General features: G+C 61.8%; 22 protein-coding genes. 15 read left to right on the forward strand and 7 right to left on the reverse strand.

From position 1 onward, the window contains the following. The first annotated feature begins 30 nt into the window (after window positions 1-30). Both RL_RS19495 and RL_RS19500 read left to right on the forward strand, forming a co-directional pair. Complete coding sequence (locus RL_RS19495) at window positions 31-345, forward strand: hypothetical protein (protein WP_011653223.1); 315 nt, start codon at window positions 31-33, stop codon at window positions 343-345. 27 nt (window positions 346-372) lie between these two features. Further along, the gene (locus tag RL_RS19500) at window positions 373-987 is read left to right on the forward strand and encodes a DNA-3-methyladenine glycosylase (RefSeq protein WP_032993205.1); all 615 of its coding nucleotides are present in this window, start codon (window positions 373-375) and stop codon (window positions 985-987) included. 123 nt (window positions 988-1110) lie between these two features. Here RL_RS19500 and RL_RS19505 read toward each other — a convergent pair whose 3' ends face one another. Genes RL_RS19505 through RL_RS19515 form a run of 3 tightly spaced genes read right to left on the reverse strand, consistent with a single transcriptional unit; the run spans window position 1111 to window position 4331 of the window. Beyond that, on the reverse strand, window positions 1111-2652 hold the full coding sequence (locus RL_RS19505; protein ID WP_011653225.1) for a DHA2 family efflux MFS transporter permease subunit: 1542 nt from the start codon (window positions 2650-2652) through the stop codon (window positions 1111-1113). Next, a complete protein-coding gene (locus RL_RS19510) occupies window positions 2645-3874 on the reverse strand; it encodes an HlyD family secretion protein (protein ID WP_041936437.1) in 1230 nt (409 codons plus the stop codon). The genes RL_RS19505 and RL_RS19510 overlap by 8 nt, the downstream gene beginning before the upstream one ends. After that, window positions 3867-4331 (reverse strand): MarR family winged helix-turn-helix transcriptional regulator, encoded by a 465-nt coding sequence (locus RL_RS19515; protein ID WP_003542422.1) that lies wholly within the window; start codon window positions 4329-4331, stop codon window positions 3867-3869. The genes RL_RS19510 and RL_RS19515 overlap by 8 nt, the downstream gene beginning before the upstream one ends. Window positions 4332-4407: 76 nt before the next feature. On the opposite strand from RL_RS19515, the gene RL_RS19520 reads away from it, so the two are divergent. From RL_RS19520 to RL_RS19530, 3 genes are all read left to right on the forward strand, one after another. Beyond that, window positions 4408-4611 (forward strand): hypothetical protein, encoded by a 204-nt coding sequence (locus RL_RS19520; protein WP_041936438.1) that lies wholly within the window; start codon window positions 4408-4410, stop codon window positions 4609-4611. A gap of 262 nt (window positions 4612-4873) precedes the next feature. Then, window positions 4874-6049, forward strand: coding sequence for an efflux RND transporter periplasmic adaptor subunit (locus tag RL_RS19525; RefSeq protein ID WP_011653227.1), 1176 nt, complete (start codon window positions 4874-4876; stop codon window positions 6047-6049). Then, entirely contained in the window at window positions 6046-9234 is a 3189-nt protein-coding gene (locus RL_RS19530; protein ID WP_011653228.1) for an efflux RND transporter permease subunit, read from the forward strand. The genes RL_RS19525 and RL_RS19530 overlap by 4 nt, the downstream gene beginning before the upstream one ends. Before the next feature lie 29 nt (window positions 9235-9263). Here the strand turns inward: RL_RS19530 and RL_RS19535 are convergent, their stop codons facing one another. Then, on the reverse strand, window positions 9264-10040 hold the full coding sequence (locus RL_RS19535; protein ID WP_028743267.1) for a metallophosphoesterase family protein: 777 nt from the start codon (window positions 10038-10040) through the stop codon (window positions 9264-9266). A gap of 164 nt (window positions 10041-10204) precedes the next feature. Between RL_RS19535 and RL_RS19540 the strand changes: the two genes are divergently transcribed. Further along, the gene (locus RL_RS19540) at window positions 10205-11329 is read left to right on the forward strand and encodes an acyl-CoA dehydrogenase family protein (protein ID WP_011653230.1); all 1125 of its coding nucleotides are present in this window, start codon (window positions 10205-10207) and stop codon (window positions 11327-11329) included. Between the two features lies 1 nt (window position 11330). Here the strand turns inward: RL_RS19540 and RL_RS19545 are convergent, their stop codons facing one another. Together RL_RS19545 and RL_RS19550 are read right to left on the reverse strand one after the other, a co-directional pair. Beyond that, window positions 11331-11795 (reverse strand): RrF2 family transcriptional regulator, encoded by a 465-nt coding sequence (locus RL_RS19545; protein ID WP_011653231.1) that lies wholly within the window; start codon window positions 11793-11795, stop codon window positions 11331-11333. 176 nt (window positions 11796-11971) lie between these two features. Further along, a complete protein-coding gene (locus RL_RS19550) occupies window positions 11972-12760 on the reverse strand; it encodes an SDR family NAD(P)-dependent oxidoreductase (RefSeq protein WP_011653232.1) in 789 nt (262 codons plus the stop codon). Window positions 12761-12902: 142 nt separating this feature from the next. Here RL_RS19550 and RL_RS19555 point away from each other — a divergent pair, with 142 nt between their 5' ends. Continuing rightward, window positions 12903-13673, forward strand: coding sequence for a TIM barrel protein (locus RL_RS19555; protein ID WP_011653233.1), 771 nt, complete (start codon window positions 12903-12905; stop codon window positions 13671-13673). Here the strand turns inward: RL_RS19555 and RL_RS19560 are convergent. Then, entirely contained in the window at window positions 13670-14689 is a 1020-nt protein-coding gene (locus tag RL_RS19560; protein ID WP_011653234.1) for a LacI family DNA-binding transcriptional regulator, read from the reverse strand. The two genes, RL_RS19555 and RL_RS19560, sit on opposite strands and share 4 nt — an antisense overlap. Window positions 14690-14868: 179 nt before the next feature. Between RL_RS19560 and RL_RS19565 the strand changes: the two genes are divergently transcribed. The 8 genes from RL_RS19565 to RL_RS19600 all read left to right on the forward strand — a co-directional run bounded on the left by RL_RS19565 (window position 14869) and on the right by RL_RS19600 (window position 26897). Continuing rightward, window positions 14869-16794: an ABC transporter substrate-binding protein gene (locus RL_RS19565; RefSeq protein WP_011653235.1), complete on the forward strand. Its 1926-nt coding sequence runs from the start codon at window positions 14869-14871 to the stop codon at window positions 16792-16794. An 85-nt stretch (window positions 16795-16879) separates the two neighbouring features. After that, window positions 16880-18988: a family 10 glycosylhydrolase gene (locus RL_RS19570; protein WP_011653236.1), complete on the forward strand. Its 2109-nt coding sequence runs from the start codon at window positions 16880-16882 to the stop codon at window positions 18986-18988. Between the two features lie 104 nt (window positions 18989-19092). Further along, the gene (locus tag RL_RS19575; RefSeq protein WP_011653237.1) at window positions 19093-20079 is read left to right on the forward strand and encodes an ABC transporter permease; all 987 of its coding nucleotides are present in this window, start codon (window positions 19093-19095) and stop codon (window positions 20077-20079) included. Window positions 20080-20089: 10 nt separating this feature from the next. Then, window positions 20090-21280: an ABC transporter permease gene (locus RL_RS19580; protein WP_011653238.1), complete on the forward strand. Its 1191-nt coding sequence runs from the start codon at window positions 20090-20092 to the stop codon at window positions 21278-21280. 10 nt (window positions 21281-21290) lie between these two features. Continuing rightward, window positions 21291-23009, forward strand: a complete 1719-nt coding sequence (locus tag RL_RS19585) for an ABC transporter ATP-binding protein (protein ID WP_011653239.1) — start codon at window positions 21291-21293, stop codon at window positions 23007-23009. 10 nt (window positions 23010-23019) lie between these two features. Next, window positions 23020-23814: a 2-oxo-tetronate isomerase gene (gene otnI, locus RL_RS19590; RefSeq protein WP_011653240.1), complete on the forward strand. Its 795-nt coding sequence runs from the start codon at window positions 23020-23022 to the stop codon at window positions 23812-23814. Further along, window positions 23811-24686, forward strand: coding sequence for a 2-hydroxy-3-oxopropionate reductase (locus tag RL_RS19595; RefSeq protein ID WP_011653241.1), 876 nt, complete (start codon window positions 23811-23813; stop codon window positions 24684-24686). The genes otnI and RL_RS19595 overlap by 4 nt, the downstream gene beginning before the upstream one ends. 108 nt (window positions 24687-24794) lie before the next feature. Continuing rightward, window positions 24795-26897 (forward strand): beta-galactosidase, encoded by a 2103-nt coding sequence (locus RL_RS19600; RefSeq protein WP_011653242.1) that lies wholly within the window; start codon window positions 24795-24797, stop codon window positions 26895-26897. Window positions 26898-26901: the final 4 nt, after the last annotated feature.

Here is a 26901-nt window from a genome sequence, read left to right on the forward strand (position 1 = left end):
TGCTAATATGAGCGCCCTCGGAGAACGGCCATGGCACTCAACGATATCACCGTCTACCAAACGGAGGGCGGCTTCGTTGTCGAATTCGGCGGCGAAGGTGAAGACAGCATTGCCGTGACGCTTCGCAGCACGCCTGAACTAACGTCGGAAAACGCCGTCTTGCGGGCCAAGGCCCTGCTCGCAGCGGCGATCGAACCTGCCCATGGCGACAGCACCCGCGGCAAGGATCCCGCTTTGCTTGAGGAAGAGCTGGAGGAGGGTCTGGAAGATTCCTTCCCGGCGAGCGACCCGGTCTCGGTCACCTCATCGTCGATCCCGATGCGCGATCCGAACGCTGGCCGCTAGACGCGGCTTGGCAGATCGGCAAGGGGAATGCTATCGGCGTTCATCATGACGGATGCAACGACGAATGGCGCGATCGGCGCTGGCACGCTCACCGGCGAAAGCCTCAGGAAATTTTTCGAGCGCGATGCGATCACCGTCTCTCGCGACCTGCTAGGCTGCCATCTGACCGTGGATGGCGTCGGCGGACGCATCACCGAGACCGAAGCCTATTTCCCCGATGACGAGGCCTCGCACAGCTTCCGCGGCCCGACCAAGCGCAACGGCGCCATGTACGGCAAGCCGGGCAACGTCTATATCTACCGCATCTACGGCGTGTACTGGTGCCTGAATTTCGTCTGCCATCCGGGCTCGGCTGCACTCATCCGCGCCCTGGAGCCGGAAACGGGAATCCCTCGGATGATGGAGCGGCGCGGCACCGATATGCTCACGTCGCTCTGCAGCGGCCCCGGCAAGCTCTGCCAGGCGCTTGGCATCGATATCGCGATCAATGACAGGCTGCTTGATCGCGCGCCCTATGCCATCGCGCCGTCAGCACCTGTACCGATCGTCTCGGGAAAACGCATCGGCATCACGAAAAATGCCGAAGCACCATGGCGCTTCGGCATTCAGGGATCGCGTTTTCTCAGCAAGCCGTTTCGCTAGAGCATGATGACGAAAAGTGTAAGCGGTGTTCGGGCGACATCATGCTTCAACTATTTAATTTATAACAAAATTCCAGGAAAAGTGCGAAGCGGTTTTTCGTCCGGAATTGCGCGAATCTGGAGTTCATTCCATGACGGCGCTATGGTCGACGGCGGGTGCTGCCTTCGGCTTGCGCAGAAGCAGCACCAGCGGAATGACCGCAAGCGACATCAGCATCAGCAGTTTGAAATCGTCCATATAGGCGATGATCGTCGCTTGCAGCGTGATGATCTCGTTGAGCGAGGCGCGGCCGGCCGCCGTCACCGGGCTGAGCCCCTGCGCAGCCACGGCATTGAAGGCGTGGTTGAACGGCGTCACATAGGCCGCGATCGATTCATGATTGCTCTGCGTGTTCTCGACGATCAGCGCCGAGACGATCGAGATGCCGACCGCCGAGCCGATGTTTCGCGACAGGTTGTAGAGACCGGTGCCGTCGCCGCGCATATGGGCGGGCAGCGTAGAAAAAGCGATCGTCGTCAGCGGCACGAACAGAAAGCCGAGGCCGGCGCCCTGGATAAAGCCGACCGAGACGATCGTCCATTGCGAGACGTCGGGTGTCCAGCCGGTCATGTCGTACATCGCCCATGCGGTGAGCCCCAAGCCGAGCGCCAGCAACGCGCGCGTATCGACCTTGCCGACCATCCGCCCGACGATGAACATGCAGAGCATGGTACCGAGCCCGCGCGGACCCATGACGATGCCCGCTGTGATGACGGGATAGCCCATCAGCGTCTGCAGATAGGGCGTCATCAGCGCCAGTGAGGCGAGATAGGTAATGCCGACCACGAAGATGAAGATCATACTGATCGAGAAGTTCTGGTCGAGGAACAGCTTCGGGTTCACGAAGGACTTCTCCGCCGTCAGCGTATGCACGATCAGCAGATAGAAGGCTGAGGCGCAGATCAACGCCTCGAGCATGATCTCACCGGAAGAGAACCAGTCGAGCTGCTCACCGCGGTCGAGAAAGAGCTGCAGCGCGGCGATGCCGAGGCTCATCATCCCGAAACCGAACCAGTCCAGCTTGGCGAGCAGATCCCTCTTGGTCTCGGTGACGAAGACGACGATGCCCATGAAGGCGAGCGCGCCGATCGGCACGTTGATGTAAAACACCCAGCGCCAGCTGATATTGTCGGTCAGCCAGCCGCCGATGACAGGCCCAAGCACCGGCCCGACCATGACCGAGACGCCGAAAAGAGCCATGGCCGAGCCGCGCTCCTCGACGCTATAGATGTCGAGGAGGATGCCCTGGGAAAGTGGCACCAGCGATGCGCCGAACAGGCCCTGCATCAGGCGGAAAGCGACGATCTGGTTCAGTGATTGCGCAAGGCCGCAGAGAACGGAAGCAACCACGAAACCGACGATAGCGACGAGCAGCACGCGTTTGCGACCGAACTTGGCGGCAAGGAAGCCCGACGGCGGCGTCATGATTGCCGCCGCGACGATATAGGAGGTCAGCACCCAGTTGATCTGGTCGGCAGAGGCCGACACGCTGCCCTGGATATAGGGCAGCGCCACGTTGGCGATCGTCGTGTCCAGCGCCTGCATGATGACGGCGAGAATGACGCAGGCCGTGATCGCACCGCGATTGGCAATCGGCGTCGACGGAGAAGCGGAAGCGTTACTCATGATCCTTGCCCTGAGGCCGGCCCAGAAGCTTGTTGACGAAATCAGGCAGGCCGCGGGCATGACCGGTCTCGACATCGACCACCGTGCTCATGCCGACGCGCAGTGGCGGCTTGCCGTCGGTGTCCTCGATGCTGACGCGCATCGGAATGCGCTGGACGACCTTCACCCAGTTGCCCGTGGTGTTCTGCGCCGGCAGCAGCGAGAAGCTGGAGCCGGAGGCCGGGCTGATGCTCTCGACCTTGCCCTTCCATGTCACGCCGGGATAGGTGTCGACATAGATCTCGGCCGTCTGGCCGGGCTTGACATAAGTTAGCTCGGTTTCCTTCGGGCTGGCGGCGATCCACAGACGGTCGGTGGCAACAAGCGAGAAGGCCTGCTGCGAAGCCTGCAGGTAAGAGCCCACCTGCAGCGCATTGACATTGGTGACGATGCCGTCGAACGGTGCCTTGACGACGCTGTGGTCGAGTTCGCGCTGGGCATTGTCGACCTGCGACTTGGCCTGCAGGTAGAGCGGGTTTTCCTCGGCCGGCTGGTCGGCATTGCCGCCGAGCTGGGCGAGTGTCGTTGCGGCTTCCGCCTTGGCGACGGCAACCTTCTGCTGCGCGGCTTCCAGATTGTGCTTGGCTTCGTCATAGGCCGACTGCGTCGCGCTGCCGTTGTTGACGAGGTTTTGCTGCCGGTCGAACTGATCCTGATAATAGGGCAGATCGGCTTGCGCCTGCGTGATCTCGGCAAGCGACTGCTGATAGCTCGCCTTGAGATTCATGATCTGGTTGCGCTGCGCGCCGAGCTGCGCCTTGGCGCCATCAAGCGCAATCTTGAAAGAATCCGACCGCAGGCTGAAGAGCACCTGTCCCGCCTTGACCGCCTCGTTCTCATGCACGTTGATCTGGTCGACGATACCCGAGACATCGGTGGTAAGCCCGACCATGTCGGCCTGGATATAGGCGTTGTCGGTCGACATCACCTGGCCGCCATTGACGTAATAATAACCGCCGACCACGAGCGCCACCGGCAGCAAGGCAAAGAGGATCGGCCGCGTGAGACTGCGCCGGCGGCGGACCTTGTTGCCGCCAGGCGCAGCCACGGCGGCAGCCGGCGCTGAATTGGATGAAGGCGCTTCGGCTACCGTTTCCTGCTGTTTCGCTTCGTTGTCTTCGACAGGAGTCTCGGTCTTGGCATTGGCGTCGGCAACGACGCGGAGGGGGGATTGGTCAGCCATCGTTCGTCTCATTCTCGTCAACCGGGCTCCGGCATGCCTGAACCAGGTTCGTCTTCATTACGGATAGGATGTGGAAAAGCTGCTCGCGCTGCTCGGCGGAAACACCTTGCAGCGCTTCCGCGCGGGTGGTGTCACCGAGCTCGCGCATTTCGGCAAGCAGCGGGTGCGCCTCGTCGCGCATATAAAGCAACCAGATACGCCGGTCGGTCGGGTGCTGGCGGCGCTCGATCAGCCCGCGCTCGGCGAGCTTGTCGAGAATGCGCACCAGCGTGATCGGCTCGACTTCGAGGATTTCGGCAAGGCCGCCCTGATGGATACCTTCATTGTTCGAGAGATAGGCAAGCGTCTGCCATTGCGACCGGGTCAGCCCAAGGCACTTCGCACGCTGCTCGAACCGCTTGCGCAGCAGCCTTGCGACGTCGTGGAGAAGGAAACCGAGGGTCGGAGTGGCGTTCATGAAAACCTGTGACCGTTATTTATAAGCACCCTTATAATATCGGTAGATATATTGAGCATGTGCACTGCACAAGGGCATGAACGGCAGATTCAACGGCAGCGGCGAAAATGCCGCAGCCCAGCTCTGCCCTAAATCTGCGGTAGGTACAGCCTCCGGCGGAGTCGCGCAGCACCGCGCCGACGAGATCGACGATGATGTCTTTCACATGCTGGAACAGGAACTCGACTGGGCCGAACTCGCCGCTCTACCACCCGGCAGGGACGAGATCGTCGAAAGCTGATGCCCTCTGTGACGTTTTGATGGATTCCGGAATCGTTACCAATTGGCATTTGCAATTTTTCGCCGCTGCCGTTTATAGTCCAATTCCATAGGGTTACGATTTTTCCGATGTGCATTGCGTGCCGGCCTTCCTTTTCCAAGGGATCGAACGCCGGGGGAATTACGGGGGCAGAGACCCTCGGTCAAAGCAGCAAGACATGAACAGCATCACTTCATCTTGAGGTTGGCGGCAGTGAATCGGCCGTCGAGATTGGAGGACCGGTATGACTTACGTGCTTCGACAGATGGTGGTGCTTGGCTGTATTGCCGCATTCATGCCCCTCCCCGCGCTGGCCCAGAGCGCCCCGCCGCCCCCGCCCGTCACCGTCGCCAAGCCTGTCGTGCGCGATGTCGTCGACAGCGACGAGTTCATCGGCCGGTTCGAGCCGGTCGACGAAGTCTCCGTTCGCTCGCGCGTCGGTGGTTACCTGCAGGAAATCCATTTTCAGGACGGCGCATTGGTCAAGCAGGGCGACCTGCTCTTCGTCATCGATCAGCGGCCGTTCGTAACCGCGCTCAATCAGGCAAAGGCGACACTCGAATCGTCGCAATCCGCCCTGGTCTTTGCCGATGCGCAATATAAGCGCGCGCAATCGCTTGCTGCGAGCGGCAGCCAGTCGGCGCAGACGCTGGACGATCGCCGCCGGGAATTCGATTCGGCTGAGGCCAATGTCCGCGGCGCGCAGGCCGCAGCCGATCGCGCCTCTCTCGACATGGAATATACCGAGATCAAGGCGCCGCTCAGCGGCCGCATCGACCGCCGGCTGATCTCGGCCGGCAACCTCGTGCAGACCGACCAGACCGTGCTGACGACGATCGTTTCGCTCGATCCTATCGATTTCTATTTCGACGTCGATGAACGCCGGCTGCTGAATTTCGCCGACACGGCGCGCAAACTGGGCAAGGATCTGCAGCAGGGCGGCGGCGGACTGGATGTGTCCGTCACGATCTCGGATCCCAGTGCCAAACCGTTCAAGGGAAAGCTCGATTTCGCCGAGAACCGGGTCGACAATGAGAGTGGCACCATTCGTCTGCGTGCCCGCTTCCCCAATCCCGATCTTGTCCTTCAGCCCGGCCTGTTCGGTCGCATACAGGTCGAAGCCTCCAACACCTACCAGGCCATTCTCGTCCCCGACGAGGCCATCGGCTCGGACCAGAATGAGCGCGTCGTCTATGTCGTCGCCGAGGACGGCACGGTGTCGACAAAGCCCGTGAGACCCGGGCCGCGTCTCTACGGCTACCGCGTCATACGCGAGGGCCTCGACGGCACCGAGACCATCATCGTCAACGGCCTGATGCGCGCCCGGCCGGGTGCAAAGATCACGCCTCAGATGACCGAACTGCCCAAGGAGCGGCAGGACGCTCCGCCGGAAACCGCCGGTGCGGAGAACGGACAATGAGATTTGCTCATTTTTTCGTAGACCGGCCGATCTTTGCGGCCGTCATCTCGATCCTTTTTCTCGTCGTCGGCAGCATTGCCTATACGCAATTGCCGGTGTCGCAGTATCCCGAGATAGCGCCGCCGACCATCGTCGTGCGCACCTCTTATCCGGGTGCCGACCCGCAGACGATCGCCGATACCGTTTCGACGCCGCTTGAACAACAGATCAACGGCGTCGAAGACATGCTTTACATGTCGTCCTACTCCAGCGCCGACGGCGCCATGTCGCTGACGATCACCTTCAAGCTCGGCACCGATCTCGACAAGGTCCAAGTGCTTGTCCAGAACCGCGTTTCCATCGCCCTTCCCCGTCTTCCCGAGGAAGTCCAGCGGCTTGGCGTCACCACCGACAAAAGTTCGCCCGATCTGATGATGGTGGTGCACCTGCTGTCGCCGTCGCACCGCTATGACCAGCTTTACGTCTCGAACTACGCCCGCAACCGCATCCGCGACGTTCTGGTGCGCCTTGACGGCGTCGGCGACGTGCAGATTTTTGGCGAACGCCAGTATTCGATGCGAATCTGGCTGGATCCGGAAAAGCTCTCCGCTTACGGGATGACATCCGATGACGTCGTCTCCGCGTTGAGAGATCAGAACGTCCAGGTGTCGGGCGGCAAGATCGGGGCCCCACCCGTCACCGGCAAGAATGCTTTCGAATATACGGTGCGAACGGACGGCCGCTTCTCCGACGTGCGCGAGTTCCGATATGTCATTGTGAAATCGACGACATCGGGCCGACTCGTGCAGTTGCAGGATGTCGCCCGGATAGAACTCGGCGCACAGGATTACGTCACTAACAGTTATCTCAACAACGATCCTGCAGTTGCTCTCGGCATCTTCGCCCGGCCGGGAACCAACGCCTTGGACACGGCCCATCAAGTCCAGACGCTGATGAAGGACATATCCCAGAATTTCCCGCCGGGTCTGGAATATCGTATCGTCTACGACACGACTGAATTCATCTCGGATTCGATCACCGAGGTCTATAGGACCATCGCCGAAGCGGCCATCCTGGTGGCGATTGTCGTTCTTGTCTTCCTGCAATCCTGGCGAACCGCGATCATTCCAATCATTGCCATCCCGGTATCGCTGATCGGCACCTTCGCCGTCCTGCTCGCCTTCGGCTTCTCGCTCAACATGCTCACCCTGTTCGGCCTCGTGCTGGCGATCGGTATCGTCGTCGACGACGCGATCGTGGTGGTGGAAAACGTCGAGCGCAATCTGGCACGCGGGATGACGCCGAAGCAGGCGTCCCATGTCACGATGGACGAAGTCGGAACCGCCGTCGTCGCCATCTCGCTGGTGCTGATCGCCGTGTTCGTGCCGACAGCCTTCATTCCAGGCATCTCTGGCCAATTCTACAGGCAGTTCGCGGTCACGATCTCCGTCACCACTGCAATTTCCGCATTGAATTCGCTCACACTGTCGCCCGCGCTTGCAGGTATATTGCTGAAAGCCCATGACCACGAAACCAAACGCATGAATGTCGCATCCCGTCTGGGAAGAGGGCTTGCGGACGGCTTCAATCATGGATTCGATCGGCTGAGTTCCGGCTATTCATGGACCGTTCGGCATCTGGTCAGCAGCTGGATTGGGTTGACAGCCGCGATGGTCACCTTCGTCTGCCTGCTCGGAGCGACCTGGTACATGGGCACGAAAGTCCCCGCGGGCTTTATCCCGACCATGGACCAGGGTTACGCCATCATCGTCATACAGTTGCCTGATGGAGCCTCGCTTGCGCGTACCGATGCCGTCGTCAAACAGGTGGGCGATATCGCCCGCACCGTGCCCGGCGTCGGCAATGCCGTGCAATTTGCCGGCTTCAGCGGGGCGACATTCACCAATGCCTCAAATGCCGGCGTCGTCTTCGTCCCGTTCAAATCCTTTGCCGAACGTGAAGAAGGTGGCGAGAACGCCAACAAGATCATCGGCGAGCTTTACGGCAAACTGCAAAGCATCCAGGAAGCCTTCATCATCGCCATCCCACCGCCATCCGTGCGTGGCGTCGGCAATTCCGGCGGCTTCAAGATGCAGATTTCCGATCTCGAAAACGCCGATATGACCCGCGTGCTCGGCCTCGCCCGGCAAATGATGGGTGCGGCGGCAACGACCGAGGGGCTGACCGGCGTCTTTACGACATTTTCGGATGCCAGCCCGCAATACTTCCTGGCGATCGACCGCGACAAGGCACGTTTCCTGAATGTGCCGATTCCCAATATCTTCAACGCCCTTTCCATCAATCTCGGCGTCGCCTATGTGAACGATTTCAATGCGTTCGGTCGCGTCTACCAGGTTCGCGCCCAGGCCGACCGGCAATACCGCATGGACCGGGAGGACATCCTTGCCCTGAAGGTCCGCTCGGCCACCGGCGCACTGGTTCCGCTTGGAACCTTGATGGACATCCAGGATGCCAGCGGCCCGGCGCTTGTCCAGCGCTACAACATGTACGTCTCGGTGCCGCTTCAGGGCAATCCGACGCCGGGCACGTCGACGGGCGATGCCATCGCCAAGATGGAGGCCCTAGCGGCGAAGATCCTGCCGCAGGGGACAACCTTCGAATGGACCGAACTCGCCTATCAGGAGACCCACACCGGCAACACCGCCATCTATATCTTTGCCTTGTCCGTCGTCTTCGTCTTCCTGGCGCTGGCAGCGCAATATGAAAGCTGGGTTCTGCCCTTAGCGATCATTCTCATCGTCCCGCTTGCGGTGCTCGCGGCGCTGATCGGTGTCTCGCTGAGGGGAATGGACAATAATGTCCTGACCCAGATCGGCCTGATCGTCCTGATCGGTCTTGCGGCCAAGAACGCTATTCTGATCGTCGAGTTCGCCAGGCAGGCGGAAGACGAGGGCAAGTCGCCGGTGGAAGCGGCCATCGAGGCCAGCCATCTTCGCCTGCGCCCGATCCTGATGACGGCATTCGCCTTCATCTTCGGTGTTCTGCCGCTTGCCATCGCCACCGGCCCCGGCGCCGAAATGCGCCAGTCGCTTGGCACCGCCGTCTTCTCGGGCATGCTCGGCGTGACGATCTTCGGCCTGTTCCTGACGCCGGTCTTCTACGTCGTGCTGCGCGGCTGGCGCCGTAAACGGCCGGCCACTTTAGAACCAGCGAAGACAGAGCCGGTCGAGGAAGGGGTCGTCTGAGACGATCCCATCGGCTGACGAAACGGAAGTCAGGTCGAAAACAGATGCACTCGGCCTTGCCACAAGCGAGCGACGGTGAGTTTGCCGCTGCGATAGGCGCGCGTATCGATATTAAGCCGCTTCGGCCGTATGTCGGGTTCATCGTTCGGCGTATGACCGTGAACGACGAGTTTCGGCAACGGCACCCGGCTTTCGAGAAACCGCTGGCGGATGATGACCAGATCCTCGTCCGTCTGCTCACTGAGCCGCAGCTTCGGATTGATGCCGGCATGCACGAAAATCACGCTTGGGGTCTCCAGCAGGACAGGCATCGCCCGCATGAAATCGATATGCGTACGCGGCAGCGACTGGCGGATGAAGGCATCGAGCTTCGCGCCGGAGGGAAAGACCAGCGGTAGATGCTCCGGATCGAGGCCATAGGATTTGAGCGACTCCGCCGACCCCATCTGCATCCAATCGTCATAGGAGATCCAGCCATCGATATAGTCGAGCATGGCGACTTCGTGATTGCCGGCAAGGCAGATGCGGTCGAATCCATCAGGCGGAGGCTCCATCAGATGGGTGATGACCTGTGCCGATTCAGGGCCGCGGTCGATATAGTCGCCGAGCGTGACGATCAGCTTTCGCCCGGGCAGCCGCGCGCCATCACGCAGGATCGCCTCCTCGGCTTTCACAAGCAGATCGTACCGACCGTGAATGTCGCCGATCGCATAGGTTGGGATAGCGGCAATATCCAGCGTCGGGCGCGGTCTCGGCTGGCGTGCCATTTTCGAAACCTCGCTGTTGCGAGCACGAGAGTCGCTCATCATATTTCTCGATCAAGGAAGCCCCACCTAACCGTAAGTAGAGTGAAGGACAAGGCAATCAAGCTGGTAAGAAAATTCAAAGCGCCCGGGTTTTGTAGAAAAACCGGCCTTATCATTCGAGGGGCAATCCCTCACTCCTGTATCCGTCGAGAAAAGAGTGACCGATGGGAACGGTATCGCAGTTTCATGAGAGCCTCAGGCCTCCCGCGCATCGCATCGAAAGCGAAGAGGAGGCGATATCCACGGCCCGCGACCTCGCCGCCGCATTCCGGCAGCAGGCGAGCGAGCGCGATATCAACCGCATCCTGCCCTTTGCCGAGCTTGATGCGCTGTCGGTATCGGGGCTGACGGCAATCACTGTTCCGCCCGACCATGAAGGGCTCGACATGTCGAACGCCCTGCTCGCCGAAATCGTTGCGATCATCGCCGAGGGCGATGCATCGATCGGCGAGGCGCTGGAAAGTCATTTTTCTGCGCTGGAAACGCTCCGCGCTCAGGCTGCCGAGGATTTAAAGGCATCGCTGTTTGCCCGCGTGCTGCTCGGCGACCGCTTTTCGGGCGCCGCCTTCACCGACGGGGCCGAACTGACCGCCGAAGGCCCAGGCTACCGCCTGAGCGGGCGCACGCGGCAGGCGCCCGGTATTCTATTCGCCGACTGGATCGCCGCTGCCGCCACCGCTCCTCCCAGCCGCCCGGTGACACTCTACCTCGCACGCGGTGAAGAAGGCGTGCAGGTGGTCGATGATTGGGACGGCTTCGGCCAGCGCACCAATGGATCGGCGACGGCGATCATCGGAACGTTTCATGTCAATGCCGATGCGATTGCGCCTGCTCCCTCCTCCGGACATTCGACCGGCATCTCGCTCGGCCTGCTGCTCAAGGCGGGCGTCAGCCTGGGCATCGCCCGGGCCGCATGGAGCGACCTGATGACCGCAATTGGTGATCGCAGCACGACGGTCCTTCCCCAAATCGGCGAACGCGCCATCCGCATCGAAGCAATGGCGGCAGCCTTGGAACGGGCTGGCCGTAAACTCGACATTGCCCAGGTCAATCCTGTTGACGCCGCGATGGCGGACGCGCATTTCTCCGCCTCGGCGGCCGCAGTCCTTGCCGGGGAAACGGCGCTCGACACCGCAAACGCGCTGTTCGAACTTGCAGGGGAAACATCAGCCGGCATCGGGCTCAATCTCGATCGCCATTGGCGCAACACCCGCATTCACGCGCTATCGCTGCCGAGGGATAAGCTGTTGCACACCGCAGGCGAATATATGTCGACCGGCAGGATCTAATTCAGCTGGCCGCGGAGATTGGGAATTCTTCCTTCGCGCCGTCGATGCGGCCGCCGTCGGCGACGAACTGCTCGAGCGTCATATTGTCGAGAATGGCGGCGATCGCGTCCCGAACGTCGGTCATCGAGCGCCGCACCTGACAGGTCTCAGGATCGGCACAGTCGTCGCAGGCCTCGTAAGCCGTACGGCTGGCGCAGCGGATCGGCGCTAGGGGCCCGTCGAGCGTGCGGATGACATGGCCGATGCGGATTTCGGTTGCCGGCCGCGACAGGGAATAGCCGCCGCCCGGTCCCTTCTTCGAGCGCAGGATGCCGACATTGCGCAGTTCGAGCAGGATCGTATCGAGAAACTTCTTCGGGATATTGTTGCGGGCCGCGATGTCGTTGATGAAGGCGGTCTCACCCGGCGCCAGCCGCGCCAGGTCGACCAGCGCCTTCAGCCCGTATTTTCCCTTTTTCGTCAGCATCGTCGTCGCCTTGTAGAAATCACAGTATTTATCCTGCCAATAGCAGGCAAATAGCGTCAAAAGCGTGAACATACAACAAAATAGCTATTATTTATAGCTTGTATCGGCAACGTCCACAGGCCCGCGCGGCAGCCTTGAGAAAGACCGGCCGCCGCGCACCTCGTCAGCCGCCTCGATTAGATCGTCTTCAGCATGCCCCCATCGACGAAATAGGTCGAGCCGATGCAATAGCTCGCACGCTCCGAACTCAGGAAGACGAAGACGTTGGCCAGCTCCTCCGGCGTGCCGAAGCGTTTGGAGGCGGCATGCTCGTTGGCGACGCTCTGCAGATAGCCTTCCCAGTTGCCGCCGGTTTCCGCCGTCAATTGCTTGGCGGTCTTGATCCAGTCGGGCGTCAGGATCAGGCCGGCATTGACGCAGTTGACGCGGATATTGTCCTTGATGAGCTCGGTCGAAAGCGTCTTCGAAAACATCATCAGCGCCGACTTGCTGACATTGTAGATCGGCTCGTACCAGAGCGGCTGGACGGCGCAGATCGAGGCATTGTGCAGGATCACCCCGCCGCCGCGTTGCTTCATCTGCGGCGCGATTCCGCGCGCCAGCCGCACGGCGGCCATCACATGCAGGTCCCAATAGTCCTGCCACTTCTCGTCGGGCGCCTCCATTACCGTCTCGTTCGATCCCGTGCCGGCATTGTTGATGAGGATATCGGCGCCACCTTTTTCGGCCGCCGCCGCGATGATCGCCTCGGTTCCCCCAATCGTCGCCACATCGGCCGCGACAGCGGCGGCGCTGACGCCGTACTTCTCGGCGATACGGGCGGCTTCCGCCTCGAGCCGTTCGCCGCCACGGGCTGCCAGCACAAGGTCGGCGCCCTCAGCCGCCAGCCCCTCGGCGATCGCCAGCCCGATGCCGACCGACGCACCTGTTATGACGGCAGTCTTTCCCTTCAATCCGAGATCCATGTCTTCCTCCGCAAACGGCCGGAGATCCCGGCCTGATGTGCCGAGTGTTTCGCCTATGAACCCGGGCGTCAAGCGCCTGCACACCTCTTGCGGCAGGCGCCGATCTGTCGCATGCCTGCATCAACAGATGGGAGGAGTTTTCATGCGACGTTATTCAGCCTGCATAGAGTGGCTGTTTGCCGAAGAGGGCGACAGCTTTCCCGATCGCATCCGCCGCGCCCATGCGGCCGGCCTGACGGCGATCGAATTCTGGCGCTGGACCGGCAAGGATCTGGATGCGATCGAGGCGGCGCTGAAGGAAACCGGCCTTGCCGTCTCCAGCCTCGTCGCCGAACCGATGATCGCGCTGACCGACGCCGCCAACCGGCAGGCCTGGCTGAAAGGCCTTGCCGAATCCGTCACTGTCGCCAAGCGTCTCGGCGCGCCGGTGCTGATTGCCCAGGCAGGCGACGATCTCCCAGGCTTGAGCCGCGAAGAACAGCGCCGAGCGCTTACCGAAACGCTGAGAGCCGGCGCCGATATCCTCAAAGGTAGCGGTGTCCGCCTCGGCGTCGAGCCGCTCAACATCCGCATCGACCATGTCGGCTATTTCCTCGATTCGACCCGCGAAGGTCTCGACATCATCGATGACGTCGCCCGCCCCGAGATCGGCATAGTCTACGACATCTACCATTCCGCCGTGATGGACGAGCGCACCGAAGACGTGCTGAATGGCCGTCTCGACCGAATCATCCACGTCCATGTCGCCGATCACCCCGGCCGCAACCAGCCGGGCTCCGGCGGCATCGACCTTGCCCGACGCCTCGGCTGGATCTTCGCCAACGGCTATGACGGCGCCGTCGGTCTGGAATACCGGCCGACCAGGGCTGGCGCGGACGCAGTCAAGGCTGCGATTGCTTCGCTCGGCGGTTAAACCTCGGCGGCATCGACGCTCGCCGCCACCTTGCAGGGTCCGGCCGAGCGGCGCTCGATAATGCGCGAGGCAATCATGATGCGCCGCGCCGGCATGCCGGGCAGACGTGGATTCTCGATGCGCTCGAGCAAGAGCCGCAGGCCGACCGCCCCGCATTCCTGCCCCTCCATCCTCACCGTCGTCAGCGCCGGCGAGATCTGCGTTGCCGGCGAGTAGTCGCCGAAACCGACGACCGAAATATCGTCGGGAATGCGATACCCCTGACCGAGCAGCTCGGAAACCACGGTCAGTGCCAGCCCATCATGGGCGCAGAAAAAAGCCGTCGGCCGGATGCCTTTTTCCACGAGCGCCCGGAAGGCCGTGCTGAAGCCATTCTCTTCGTCGAACTGCATAACATGAAGCGATACGTCAGGATAACGTTCGGCGATTTCGCGGGCGCCGTAGTGCCGCTCTTGGCGCCCCCGCAGGCCTGGCATGCCATAGACGTAAACAATGGACCGATGGCCGAGCCCGACCAGATACTCCACCACCGCCTGCCCTGCCTCATGGTCGGTGCCGCCGACATGGTCGATCTGTTCGAGCGCATCGACCCAGCCGAAACGCACGATCGGAACGCCGGTGGCACTCACCGCCGCCACGGCCTCACGGGCATGCGGACCGACGAGCATCAGCCCGTCGCAAGTGCGCGCCAGCTCCTCCAACTGGCCGGAATCATGGGTCCAGCGTACACGCAGCGTCATGCCAAGCCGATGAGCCTCGCGCTGCACACCGTTCTGCACCTGCATATAGAGCTCGCTGTTGACGGCATCGAGATCGTGAAAGACAACCGCCACCTCGCCTGCGGCTCCCTGCCCGGCGGGCTTGGTATAGCCCAGGCGCTGCGCCGTCTCGCGGATCAGCGCGCGCGTCTCTTCGCTAACGCCGCTCTTGCCGGCAAGCGACCGCGATACCGCATATTTCGACAGGCCGACCTCCCTTGCGATGGTCTGCAATGTAACCCGGCCTCTGCTTCCCACGTGGCACCTCAGCGTTCGATTGATGCGACGCTGGCTATATCAACCGCGCCGCCAAGGCAAATTTTTACACTAACAGAAACATAACGCTTTACCTAACAATATCCAAATGTAATCTTTCCTTCATCCCAGCCCCGCAGCAAAAATAATGATAAGGGCACGGATTTTTGGAGGAGATCCCTATGATCAAGCTGAAACGACGTGCGTTTCTGGCCGGGACGTCGGCCGCCCTGATATTGCCGGCCCTGCCGGTTTTCGCCGCTGATTTCAAGGAAGCGGATGTTCTGAAAACGAAGGTGTCGAGTGGCGCCCTGCCGGGTCTGAAAGAGCGGCTTCCCGAAAATCCGCTCGTCGTCAAACCGGTCGAAAGCGTCGGCAAATACGGCGGCGACTGGAACATGGCGCTGGTCGGCGGTGGCTCGCTGTCGATGCTGTTCCGCTACCAGGCCTACGAGCCGCTGCTGCGCTATACGCCCGACTGGTCTGGCGTGACGCTCAATGTCGCCGAGTCCTTCGAGGGCGACGCCGACTCCAAGGTCTATACGATCCGCCTGCGCAAGGGCATGAAGTGGTCGGACGGCCATCCCTACACCACCGCCGACATCAAGTTCTGGTACGACACCGTCTTCACCGACAAGCGCGTCGCCTTTGTCGGCCAGGATCATTGGAAGTCCGGCGGCAAGCCGGCCAAGCTGGAGATCGTCGACGAGCAGACCTTCAAGGTCATCTTCGACAAGCCGAACGGCCTGTTCCCGCTGCAGGTCGCCTGGGCGAACAACGACCAGACGACGCGCACGCCGAAGCATTATCTCGAGCAGTTTCACATCGACTTTAATCCGAAGGCTGATGAACTCGCCAAGCAACGCGGCTTCGAAAGCTGGATCGCCTCCTTCCAGGCGGCCGCCGGTTTCCAGGATGACAACGCCTTCTTCCTGAACTCCTCGAAGAAGCCCTGCGTGCATGCCTGGATGTTCACGATAGCGCCCGGCGAAAACACCGAACGCGCCGTTGCCGAGCGCAATCCCTACTATTGGAAGGTCGATACCGAGGGCAACCAGCTGCCCTATATGGACCGCATCGTCTATCAGATGGTCGCCGACCCGCAGGTTCTGCTGCTGAAGGCCATGCAGGGCGAAGTCGACCTGATGGACCAGTATATCGCCACGCCGAACAACAAGTCGGTTCTCTACGATGCGCGTGAGCAGGGCGGCTATGATTTCTACACACTGACCTCGACTGAAGCCAATGTGATGAATTTCATCTTCAACCTGAACCACAATGACGAGACCAAGCGGAAGCTCTTCCGGAACAAGGATTTCCGTGCGGCACTCTCGACAGCACTCGACCGGCAGTCGCTGATCGATGCTGTGCTTGTTGGTCAGGGCGCGCCCGCCCAGCCGTCGATCAAGAAGGAAGATCCGCTTTACAACGAGCAGCTCGCCACGCAGTTCACGGCCTATGACGTCGACAAGGCGAATGCCATGCTCGACCAGATAGTGCCGAAGCGCGACGACCAGAACTTCCGTCTCGACGAAAAGGGCCGCCGCCTGACGATCATCTTCGAGATCGACCAGGCGCGCGCCGTCTTCCTCGATCTCTTCCAGCTGGTGATCCCGATGTTCCAGGCGGTCGGCATCGATGCGCAGATGCGCTCGATGGACCGTTCGCTCTGGGAGACGCGCGTCCGCCAGGGCCGCGATTTCGACGCGACCGCCCACCAGTTCGGCGCAAACGGCGGCGTCGCCGCCATGCTCGACCCGCGCTATTACGTGCCGACCGATGCCAACGCCATGTATGCCCCGGCCTGGCAACTCTGGTATCGCGACCGCGCCAATGCCAATGCCGAGGAACCGCCGGAAAGCACGAAGAGCCAGCTTGCGCTCTACGACAAGCTGAAGGCGACGTCCGACGCATCAGGCCAGCGCGAGGTCATGAAGCAGATCCTTCAAGGCGCCGCCGACAATTTCTATGTCTTCGGCATCTCGCTGCCGCCTGATGGATACGGCATCGTCAAGAACAACATGAAGAACATCACCAAGATCATGCCGAACTCCTTCGGCTGGCCGACCCCCGCTCCGACCATGCCGGAGCAGTTCTATAAGGCCTGATGGCCTTTTCTCTATGATGCATGCCAGGCGGCGGCCCTCCGGTTGGCGCCGAGGCTCTTCTTTTGCCAATGATTGGATGAAGACGATGCTCGATGCCAGAAAACAGAATACCCACACGCTGAGGACGCCGGACTGGTTCAAGACGGCGACCCGCTGGACTCAGTTGACCTTCGTGGAAGACGATCCGGAGAAATACGACCCGGCCTTCTGGATCGATGTCTTCAAACGCACGAAATCGAACGCAGTCTGCCTGAGTGCCGGCGGCTATATCGCCTATTATCCGAGCGAAGTGCCTTACCACTATGTGAGCAAGTATCTCGGCGACAAGGATATCTTCGGCGCGCTCGTCGATGCCGCCCGCAAGCTCGACATGCATGTCATGGCCCGCGTCGACCCGCATGCGATCCATGACGATGCCGCCAAAGCCCATCCCGAATGGGTGATGATCAATGCCGACGGCACGCCGCGCCGCCACTGGGCCTATCCCGATGTCTGGGTGACCAATGCCTATGGCGACTACAACAGCGTCTTCATGCCTGAGGTGGTCAAGGAGATCGTCCGCAAATACGATATCGATGCGGTCTTCGCCAATCGCTGGCAGGGCCACGGCGTCGATTATAGCGAAGACAGCGCCCGCCGCTTCAAAGACATGTCCGGCCATGCTCTGCCGAAGAAGCCCGATGCCGAGGATCCGGCCTGGCAGGCCTGGGTGCAATGGCGCCGCCGCGTGCTCACCGACATGATCGCGCAATGGGACGATGCCGTCAAAGCGATCCGCCCGCATGCGAGCTTCATTCCGAACATGGGCGGCGCGTCGCTGATGGAATTCGACCTCTCGGTCGTCGCCAGGCACTGCCCCTTCCTCGTCGTCGACCATCAGGGCCGCAAGGGGCTCGAACTCGGCTGGTCGGCTGGCCGCAACGGCAAGCGCATTCGCGCCACCTTCCCCGACCGCCCGGTCGTGCTGATCACCTCGATCGGCCCGGAGGAGGAATATCGCTGGAAGGATGCCGTCACCTCGGGTGAGGAGATGCAGCTCTGGATCAATGACGGCACCGCCCACGGTCTCTATGCCTGGTTCACCAAGTTCAACGGTGTCGTGCCCGACAAACGCTGGGTCGAGCCGGTGGCCGACGCCTTCGGCCTGCAGGCAGCCGTCGAGCCGGTGCTGGAAAGCATGAAGCCGACCGCCGAAATCGCCGTCGTCGATCCCTCGACGACGCTGCGCCACTGGGCGCCGGAAGAGCGGCATTCCGCCGAAAAGCACGATCTCGGTCTTTACCATGCCCTCGTCGAAGCCCGCCTGCCCTTCGAGCTGCTCTCGGACCAGGTGCTGACCGCGGAAAACCTCGACCGCTTCAAGCTCATCATTCTCGCCAACGCCTCCTGCCTTTCGGATGCGCAGAACGCGGCGATCCGCGCCTATGTCGATCGCGGCGGCAGCGTCATTGCCTCCTACGAGACGTCGCTGCGTGACGAATTCGGCAAGAAGCGTGACGAATTCGGTCTGGCCGACGTGCTCGGCGCCAGATATGTCTCCGGCCCGCGCGGCATCGTCAAGAACACCTATGTCGCCCTTTCCGGCGATCACCCGATCAATCGGGGCTTCGACGGCGCCGAACGCATCATGGGCGGCACCCGCCTGATCCACGCCGAACCGTCGGCCGATTCGAAGACGCCCTTCCTCTATGTCCCCGATTTTCCCGACCTGCCGATGGAAGAGGTCTACCCGCGCGAGGCCCCGAAAGGTGCTGCCGTCATCGCCCGCGAGACCGGCTGGGGCGGACGCACGGTCTACATCCCCTGGAACATCGGCGAGATCTTCTGGGAGGTCTTTGCCGTCGACCACGCCCGTCTCATCGCCAACGCCGTCCATTGGGCACTCGGCAAGACGCCACGCGTCACCGTCAAGGGCAAGGGCGTCATCGATCTGGCGTTGCGCGAAAGCGGTGAGGGTCTGGCGCTCAGCCTCTTCAACCTCACCAACCCGATGATGATGAAAGGCCCGATCCGCGACAATTACGTTCTGGCAGCGCAGACCGTTTCGGTGGAGATTCCGGAGGGCCGATCGGTGGCGAAGGCCTGGCTCGTCGTTGCCGACCGCGCCGCAAGCTTCAGCCTCGGGAATGGCCGCGCCCAGGTGGAGGTACCTGGTATCGATCGGCTGGAGGTCCTGCATCTCACTTGGAAATGAGATGACATGCGACGGAGGAGCGCTTTCGGCCTGGAGGGCCGAAGGCGGGTGAAGATCCGGGGGAAGCGCGTCACAGCGTTCCCGACGGGAGGAGAAACGTTTCGATGCTTGGCTATATCTTCAAGCGCGTGCTCTACATGATCCCGACCTTGTTCGGCATGTCGCTGATCTCGTTCCTGATCATCCAGCTGCCGCCGGGTGACTATCTGACGTCGATGATCGCCACCATGAGCGACAGCGGCCAGACCGTCGATCCCGCGCAGATCGAGCGGCTGAAGGAAATCTACGGCTTCGACGACCCCTTCTATGTCCAATATCTGAAATGGATCTGGGGCATCGTCAGCCGCGGCGACTTCGGCTACTCCTTCGAGTGGGGCCAGCCCGTCTCCGGGCTGATTTGGGCGCGCATGGGCTCGACGCTGGTAATCTCGCTCTTGAGCCTGCTCTTCGTCTGGATCGTGGCTTTGCCGATCGGCATCTATTCCGCTGTCCGCCGCCACTCCATCGGCGACCATGTCTTTACCTTCCTCGGCTTCATCGGCCTTGCCGTACCGAACTTCATCCTGGCGCTGACGCTGATGTACGTCGCCTATAAATATCTCGGCCAGAGCGTCGGCGGGCTGATTTCGCCGGAATATGCCGAGGCGCCCTGGAGCCTCGCCAAGGTCGGCGATTTCCTCGCCCATCTCTGGATACCGATCATCATCATCGGCGCATCCGGAACGGCAGCGATGATCCGTATCCTGCGCGCCAACCTGACCGACGAGCTGCACAAGCCCTATGTCGTCACCGCTCGCGCCAAGGGACTGCCGGAATACAAGGTCATCTTGAAATATCCGGTCAGAATCGCGCTCAATCCCTTCGTTTCGGCGATCGGCTGGGTGCTGCCGCATCTTGTCTCCGGCGTCACCATTACCGCTATCGTGCTGAACCTGCCGACGGCCGGCCCGCTGCTTTTCCGCGCGCTGATCTCGCAGGACATGTATCTCGCCGGCAGTTTCATCCTGCTTTTGAGCGCGCTGACCCTTGTCGGCATGCTGCTGTCGGATCTGCTGCTGGCGCTGCTCGATCCGCGCATCCGGTTCAATTGAGGGGAATGCGATGAGCACGCACGAAACCTTCGGAGCCCATGCTGGTCCGCTCCACACCGTTGCCGACGGCCCCTCGATCAGCCCGCTGAAACAGGGCAAGACCGTCTCGACCGCCGCGATCGGCCCCTGGCGGCTGGTCGCCGGCAAACTGGTCCGCCAGAAAGTGGCGATGGTGGCCGGCGCCATCATCCTCTTCCTCTATCTGGTTGGCCTCTTCGCCGAATTCCTGGCGCCGGCTTTGCCGATGACCTCACGGCCGCAATATACCTATGCACCGCCGCAGGGCTTCAGCTTCTTCGTCGAAAAACCGGACGGCAGCTCGGAGTTCAATTTCCACGTGAAGGGCTACAAGGTCGAGATCGACAAGGTGGCGCTGCGCCGCACCTTCGTCGTCGACGAAACCAAGGTCGTCCCGATCGGCTTCTTCGTCAAAGGCGCGGCCTACGATCTCTGGGGCCTGATCCCGATGAACCGTCACCTGATCGGCCCCCTTAACCAGAACGACCCAATGTATCTGCTCGGCGCCGACCGGCTCGGCCGCGACGTCTTCTCGCGCCTCGTCTACGGCACCCGCGTATCCATGTCGATCGGCCTCGTCGGCGTCGCCATGTCGCTGATCCTGGGCGTCGTGCTCGGCTCGATCTCCGGCTTCTACGGCGGCTGGGTGGATACACTGATCCAGCGCGTCATCGAGGTCGTCAGCGCCATGCCGACCATCCCGCTATGGCTCGGCCTGGCGGCGGCGATCCCGCTGACATGGTCGCCGGTCAATGTCTATTTCGTCATAACGATCATCGTCTCGCTGCTCGGCTGGACCAGCCTGGCGCGGGAGGTGCGCGGCCGGTTCCTGGCACTGCGCAGCGAGGATTTCGTCGTCGCCGCCCGGCTCGACGGATCGAGCGAAGCGCGACTGATCTTCCGCCACATCCTGCCGTCGCTGACGAGCCACATCCTTGCGGTCGTGACGCTGGCCGTGCCGACGATGATCGTCGCCGAGACCTCGCTGTCCTTCCTCGGCATCGGCCTCAAGCCGCCGGTCGTCAGCTGGGGCGTGCTGCTGCAGGACGCCCAGAACATCCGCACCGTCGCCACCGCGCCGTGGCTCCTGATCTGGCCGTCGCTCGCAGTCGTCGTCGCCGTCCTGTCCTTCAATTTCTTCGGCGACGGCCTGCGCGATGCCGCCGACCCTTACGACAATTGAGGAGGAAACCATGGCCGATCTTTCAAAAGACGTCGTTCTCTCCGTCGAAAACCTCTCGATCGATTTCAGGCTGCGCACCCACATCCTGCACGCCGTCGAAAATGTCAGCTTCGAGCTGAAGCGTGGCCAGACGCTCTGCCTCGTCGGCGAAAGCGGCTCCGGCAAAAGCGTCACCGCCCGCTCGCTGCTGCAGATCGTCGACAGCCCCGGCAGCATCGTTTCCGGCCGCATCCTGCTCAGCAATGGCGACGGGGGTAACGGGGTCATCGACATTGCCGCCTTGAAGCCGTCCGACCGGGCGATGCGCGCCATCCGCGGCCGCCGCATCGGCCTGATCTTCCAGGAGCCGATGAGCTCGCTGTCGCCGGTGCACACCATCGGCTCGCAGATCATCGAGGCGGTGCGCCTGCACAGCAATCTCGATCATCGCGCCGCCCGCGAAAGGACCGTCGAACTGCTGCGCCAGGTCGAGATCCCGAATCCGGACAAGATGGCCGACCGCTACACCTTCGAGTTCTCCGGCGGCATGCGCCAGCGCGCCATGATCGCCATGGCGCTTGCCGGCAATCCCGACATTCTCATCGCCGACGAACCGACGACGGCGCTCGACGTCACCACCCAGGCCGAAATCCTTGACCTGATCAAGCGGTTGCAGGTCGAACGCGGCATGGCCATGCTGCTCATCACCCATGACATGGGGATCGTCGCCGAAGTGGCGGATGATGTCGCCGTCATGCGCTTCGGCCGCATCGTCGAGCGCGGACCGGTCGATGCGATCTACCATGCCGCCGAGCATCCCTATACCCGCCAACTGCTGGCCTCGACGGTCAAGCTCACCCACCATGTCGAAGGCCGGCTGCCCGCCGTGGCGCTCTCGCCGGAGGCGCCGCAGCCGATCCTGTCCGTCCGCAATCTCGGCAAGATCTACGGCTGGCACGGCAAGGCCAATACGCTGCGCGCCGTCGACGACGCCAGCTTCGATCTCTATCCCGGCGAAAACCTCGGCATCGTGGGCGAAAGCGGCTCCGGCAAGACGACGCTCGGCCGCCTCATCCTGCGCACCGTCGAGCCGACATCGGGCAGCATCACCTATCGCGGCAAGGACGGTAGCGAGATCGACGTCACGAAACTCACCAAGCGCGAACTTCGCACCTTCCACCGCGAAGTCCGCCTGGTCTTCCAGGACCCTTTCGCCTCGCTCAATCCGCGCATGACCGTCAAGGAAGTGATCGGCGATCCGCTTGTTGTCAACGGACTGGCCAAGGGCAAAGCACTGGAGGACCGCGTCGCCGAGTTGATGCGCCTGGTCGGCCTCGACCCGATGGGTATGGAGCGCTATCCGCATGCCTTCTCCGGCGGCCAGCGCCAGCGCATCGGCATCGCCCGCGCCCTTGCGCTCGATCCGCGCATCATCATCGCCGACGAGGCAACGTCGGCACTCGACGTCTCGATCCGCAGCCAGATCCTCGACCTGCTGCTCGATATCCGCCAGCGGTTGAACCTGAGCTTCATCTTCATCTCCCACGACATTTCGGTCGTGCGCTATTTCTGCGATCGCGTCGCTGTCATGCATCGCGGCAAAATCGTCGAACTCGGCGAGGCCGAGCAAATCTGCACCGCTCCCGAGGAGGCCTATACGAAGAGCCTCATCTCCGCCGTTCCCAATCCCGACCCTCGCGACAAGCGCATGCTGCACCGGCATCGTTTCGTCGCGCCTGCCAATATCTAAGGACGATCCCGTGCCGAAATTTTCCGCCAATCTTTCCTTCCTTTATCAGGATCTGCCCTTTCTCGACCGCTTCACGGCAGCCGCAAAGGACGGCTTCGGCGCCCTCGAATATCTCGGCCCCTACGCCGAACCCAAGGAGAAAGTCGCCGAGGCGCTGAAGGCGAGCGGCCTGAAACAGGCGCTCTTCAACGTGCCATCAGGAGACTGGGCCGGCGGCGAGCGCGGCATCGCCTGCCTGCCGGACCGCGTAGAGGAGTTCCGCAACGGGATCGCGCAGGCGCTCGATTATGCCGCAGCGCTCGATTGCCGGCAGGTGAATGTCATCTCCGGCCTGGTGCCGAAGGATGCGGACCTTCAAACGCTGGAAACGGTGCTGGTCGACAATCTGAAATATGCTGCAAAGCGTTGTGCCGACGCCGGTGTCAGGCTGCTGGTCGAGCCGATCAACCTGCGCGATATTCCCGGCTTCTTCCTGTCGACCACCGCTGATGCCGAACGCATTCTCGACCGGGTCGGCTCGGACAATCTCTACATCCAGTATGATTTCTACCACATGCAGATCATGCAAGGCGACCTGATCCCCACCTTCATCCGGCTGAAGGAGAAGATCGCCCATGTGCAGATCGCCGACAATCCCGGCCGGGGCGAACCCGGCACCGGCGAGATCAATTACAGCTTCATCCTCTCCGAGCTCGATCGCCTCGGCTACGACGGCTGGGTCGGCTGCGAGTACAAGCCGAAATCCGGCACCAGCGAAGGCCTCGGCTGGATGAAACCCTATCTGAACTCAGCGAGGACAGCATGAACATCGGATTTATCGGACTGGGCGTCATGGGCCGCCCGATGGCGGAACACCTGATCGACGCCGGCCACACGCTGCATCTGAGCCGCGTGAAGGAAATCTCGCAGCATCTTGTCGACAAGGGCGGCAAAGCCGCCGCCAGCGCCAGGGCGGTGGCGCACGCTTCCGACATCGTCATCCTGATGCTGCCGGATACACCAGATGTCGAGGCGGTGCTGTTCGGCGAAGAAGGCGTCGCCGCCGGCCTTTCCCAGGGAAAGCTGGTCATCGACATGAGCTCGATCTCGCCGGTCGCTACGAAGGCTTTCGCCGAACGCATCGAGGCGCTCGGCTGCGATTATCTCGATGCCCCGGTTTCCGGCGGTGAGGTCGGCGCCAAGGCCGCCTCGCTGACGATCATGGTCGGCGGCAAGGAGCAGATTTTCGAACGCGCCAGGCCGCTCTTCGAGAAGATGGGCAAGAACATCACCCATGTCGGCGGTAGCGGCGACGGGCAGACGGCTAAGGTCGCCAACCAGATCATCGTCGGCCTGACGATCGAGGCGGTTGCCGAAGCGCTGCTTTTTGCCAGGAAGGCAGGTGCCGATCCGGCCAAGGTGCGCTCTGCACTGATGGGCGGCTTTGCCGCTTCGCGCATTCTCGAAGTGCATGGCGAGCGCATGGTCAAGGAAACCTTCGAGCCCGGCTTCCGCATCCGCCTGCACCGCAAGGACATGACGCTTGCCGTCGATGCCGCCCGCGCACTCGATCTGTCGCTGCCGAACACCGCCGCCACGCAGCAGCTGATGAATGCCGCGATCGCCAATGGCGACGGCGAACGCGACCATTCCGCCCTCATCCGCACCCTGGAACTCCTCGCCGGAGGGCCGCGCTAGATCAACGCTTTTTAGAACAACCGGACGACATCTTCGATTGCCGACTGCCGGAGCCTTCTTTCCGGACGGCGAAGCCATGTCCGGTCATCGATAGAGAAGGACAGGAAAATGCTCAACAAAGATATCCAGCTGCCCTACGGCGCCGTCTATTTCCGCAAGTCGAATCCGCCCCGCGAGGATTGGGAACGCGACTACGCCACCGCTGGGCAAGACGGCCTCAACATCTTCCGCCACTGGTTCATGTGGAGCGCGATCGAAACCGCCCCCGGCGTCTACGATTGGGAGGAATATGACCGCCAGATGGATCTTGCCGCCGCAAACGGCATCAAAACCGTTATCGCCGAGCTGATTCATGCCGTGCCGGACTGGGCGGTACGCAAATATGCTCATGCATTGCAGGTCAATGCCGACGGCACCAAACTCGGCTCCTATATGGGTGTGTCGTCGGCGACCGGCGGTTTCTCCAACAATGGTGGCGGCGCCGGCGCCCTGACGCTGAACTGCCCCGAAGTAAAGGAAGCAGCGGGGAAGTTCCTGACCGCGCTCGCCACCCGCTACAAGGATCATCCGGCGATCTATGGCTACGACGTCTGGAACGAATGCAACTATTCCGCCGATGTCGATTACAGCCCCTATGCCAAGGCCGCCTTTCGCAAATGGCTCGAAAAGAAATACGGCAGCCTGAAGGCCCTGGCCAAGGCCTGGTACCGCTACAGCTATGCCGAATGGGACGATATCGAGCCGCCGGTGCATATGGCGCCCTATCCCGAATGCATCGACTGGCTGCAGTTCAAGCGCGACAATTTCTACGATCAGATGCAATGGCGCATCGACACGATCCGCGCCGTCGACCAGAAGAACACCATCGTTGCCCACGGCATATCCGGCGCGATTCCCAACATGGCGGCCAACGGCTGCGACGACTGGCTCGCCGCCTCCAAGGTCGAGGTTTACGGCTTCACCTGGATCCAGGCCCGCAAGGGATCGGAAGCCTGGAAGAACTGGTACGGCGTCGACATCAACCGCGCTGCCGCCCGCGGCAAGCCGTTCTGGCACGCCGAGCGCCAGGGCGGACCACTCTGGCTGCAGCCGCAGGTGATCGGCCGCGACAAGGAAGATGGCCGCGTCGTCGAGCCCGAGGATATCCGCCTCTGGAGCATGACCTCGCTTGCCGGCGGCGCCCGCGGCGTGATCAATCTGCGCTGGCGCCCGCTGCTCGACGGTCCGCTCTTCGGCGCTTTCGGCTCCTACGGCATGGACGGCTCGCGCACGCCGCGCTCTGACATGGCAAGCACCATGGCGAAATGGGCAAATGACAAGGCGCAAGGCCCCCTCTGGGAAGCAAAGCCCGTGCGCGGCGAGGTCGGCATCCTCGTCGTTCGCGAAACGCAGGAGTTTGATTATCTCCTGAACCACGACCGCAAGGAGAAACCCTATCCCCAGGCCATGTGGGGCGCCTATCGGGCCTTCCTCGAAAACGGCGCGCAGCCGGACTGGGTGCATATCGACGACATCGCGGCCTATGATTTCCTCTATTTCCCCTATCCGATCATGTTTACATCGGAACAGGCAAAGAGCCTGAATGCCTGGGTCGAAAACGGCGGCACGCTCATTGCCGAGGCATGCCCCGGCTATTTCGGCGATCGCGGCCATGTCGGCACCGTGCAGCCGAACATGGGCCTCGACGAGGTTTTTGGTGCGCGAGAGGAAGAGGTCGAGTTCATGCCCGATATCGGCGACCGCATCCATTTCGATCTCGACGGCGCGGCGGTCGACGGTGGCGGCTTCCTGCAGTCTTATCGGCTGACCGGCGGAACGGGACGCGGCCACTTCACCGACGGCCGTCTTGCCGTCGTCGAAAATGCCTATGGCAAGGGCCGCACGCTGCTGATCGGCACCAATCCTTCCGTGGCCTATTACCGCACGCAGGGGAAGGCAAACGGCGCTTTCTTCGCTGAGCTATTGAGATGGAGCGGGAAGAAGCGCCACGTGACGCTATCGAATGCCGCACTCTTCGCCCGTATCCACGAGGGAGAAAAGGGCAGCTTCCTCTGGCTCGTCAATCCGACAAGGGCGGCGCAGAAGACCGAGGTGACGCTAGCCGAAGGAGCGCTTGCGCAAAGCCAGGCCGTCTGGCCGATCGATCATATCGGCAATAGTGGCATCGAGGTGCCGCCGCGCGATGTGCTGATCCTGCCGCTCGATAGCTGAAACT

It is taken from the genome of Rhizobium johnstonii 3841 (genome assembly GCF_000009265.1).
Taxonomy (GTDB): domain Bacteria; phylum Pseudomonadota; class Alphaproteobacteria; order Rhizobiales; family Rhizobiaceae; genus Rhizobium; species Rhizobium acaciae.

What these genes read in the sequence shown, in the direction of transcription:
- RL_RS19495 (WP_011653223.1), top strand. Translation starts at nt 31, where the DNA reads ATGGCACTCAACGATATCACCGTCTACCAAACGGAGGGCGGCTTCGTT.
- RL_RS19500 (WP_032993205.1), top strand. Translation starts at nt 373, where the DNA reads ATGCTATCGGCGTTCATCATGACGGATGCAACGACGAATGGCGCGATC.
- RL_RS19505 (WP_011653225.1), bottom strand. Translation starts at nt 2,652, where the DNA reads ATGAGTAACGCTTCCGCTTCTCCGTCGACGCCGATTGCCAATCGCGGT.
- RL_RS19510 (WP_041936437.1), bottom strand. Translation starts at nt 3,874, where the DNA reads ATGGCTGACCAATCCCCCCTCCGCGTCGTTGCCGACGCCAATGCCAAG.
- RL_RS19515 (WP_003542422.1), bottom strand. Translation starts at nt 4,331, where the DNA reads ATGAACGCCACTCCGACCCTCGGTTTCCTTCTCCACGACGTCGCAAGG.
- RL_RS19520 (WP_041936438.1), top strand. Translation starts at nt 4,408, where the DNA reads ATGAACGGCAGATTCAACGGCAGCGGCGAAAATGCCGCAGCCCAGCTC.
- RL_RS19525 (WP_011653227.1), top strand. Translation starts at nt 4,874, where the DNA reads ATGACTTACGTGCTTCGACAGATGGTGGTGCTTGGCTGTATTGCCGCA.
- RL_RS19530 (WP_011653228.1), top strand. Translation starts at nt 6,046, where the DNA reads ATGAGATTTGCTCATTTTTTCGTAGACCGGCCGATCTTTGCGGCCGTC.
- RL_RS19535 (WP_028743267.1), bottom strand. Translation starts at nt 10,040, where the DNA reads ATGAGCGACTCTCGTGCTCGCAACAGCGAGGTTTCGAAAATGGCACGC.
- RL_RS19540 (WP_011653230.1), top strand. Translation starts at nt 10,205, where the DNA reads ATGGGAACGGTATCGCAGTTTCATGAGAGCCTCAGGCCTCCCGCGCAT.
- RL_RS19545 (WP_011653231.1), bottom strand. Translation starts at nt 11,795, where the DNA reads ATGCTGACGAAAAAGGGAAAATACGGGCTGAAGGCGCTGGTCGACCTG.
- RL_RS19550 (WP_011653232.1), bottom strand. Translation starts at nt 12,760, where the DNA reads ATGGATCTCGGATTGAAGGGAAAGACTGCCGTCATAACAGGTGCGTCG.
- RL_RS19555 (WP_011653233.1), top strand. Translation starts at nt 12,903, where the DNA reads ATGCGACGTTATTCAGCCTGCATAGAGTGGCTGTTTGCCGAAGAGGGC.
- RL_RS19565 (WP_011653235.1), top strand. Translation starts at nt 14,869, where the DNA reads ATGATCAAGCTGAAACGACGTGCGTTTCTGGCCGGGACGTCGGCCGCC.
- RL_RS19570 (WP_011653236.1), top strand. Translation starts at nt 16,880, where the DNA reads ATGCTCGATGCCAGAAAACAGAATACCCACACGCTGAGGACGCCGGAC.
- RL_RS19575 (WP_011653237.1), top strand. Translation starts at nt 19,093, where the DNA reads ATGCTTGGCTATATCTTCAAGCGCGTGCTCTACATGATCCCGACCTTG.
- RL_RS19580 (WP_011653238.1), top strand. Translation starts at nt 20,090, where the DNA reads ATGAGCACGCACGAAACCTTCGGAGCCCATGCTGGTCCGCTCCACACC.
- RL_RS19585 (WP_011653239.1), top strand. Translation starts at nt 21,291, where the DNA reads ATGGCCGATCTTTCAAAAGACGTCGTTCTCTCCGTCGAAAACCTCTCG.
- RL_RS19595 (WP_011653241.1), top strand. Translation starts at nt 23,811, where the DNA reads ATGAACATCGGATTTATCGGACTGGGCGTCATGGGCCGCCCGATGGCG.
- RL_RS19600 (WP_011653242.1), top strand. Translation starts at nt 24,795, where the DNA reads ATGCTCAACAAAGATATCCAGCTGCCCTACGGCGCCGTCTATTTCCGC.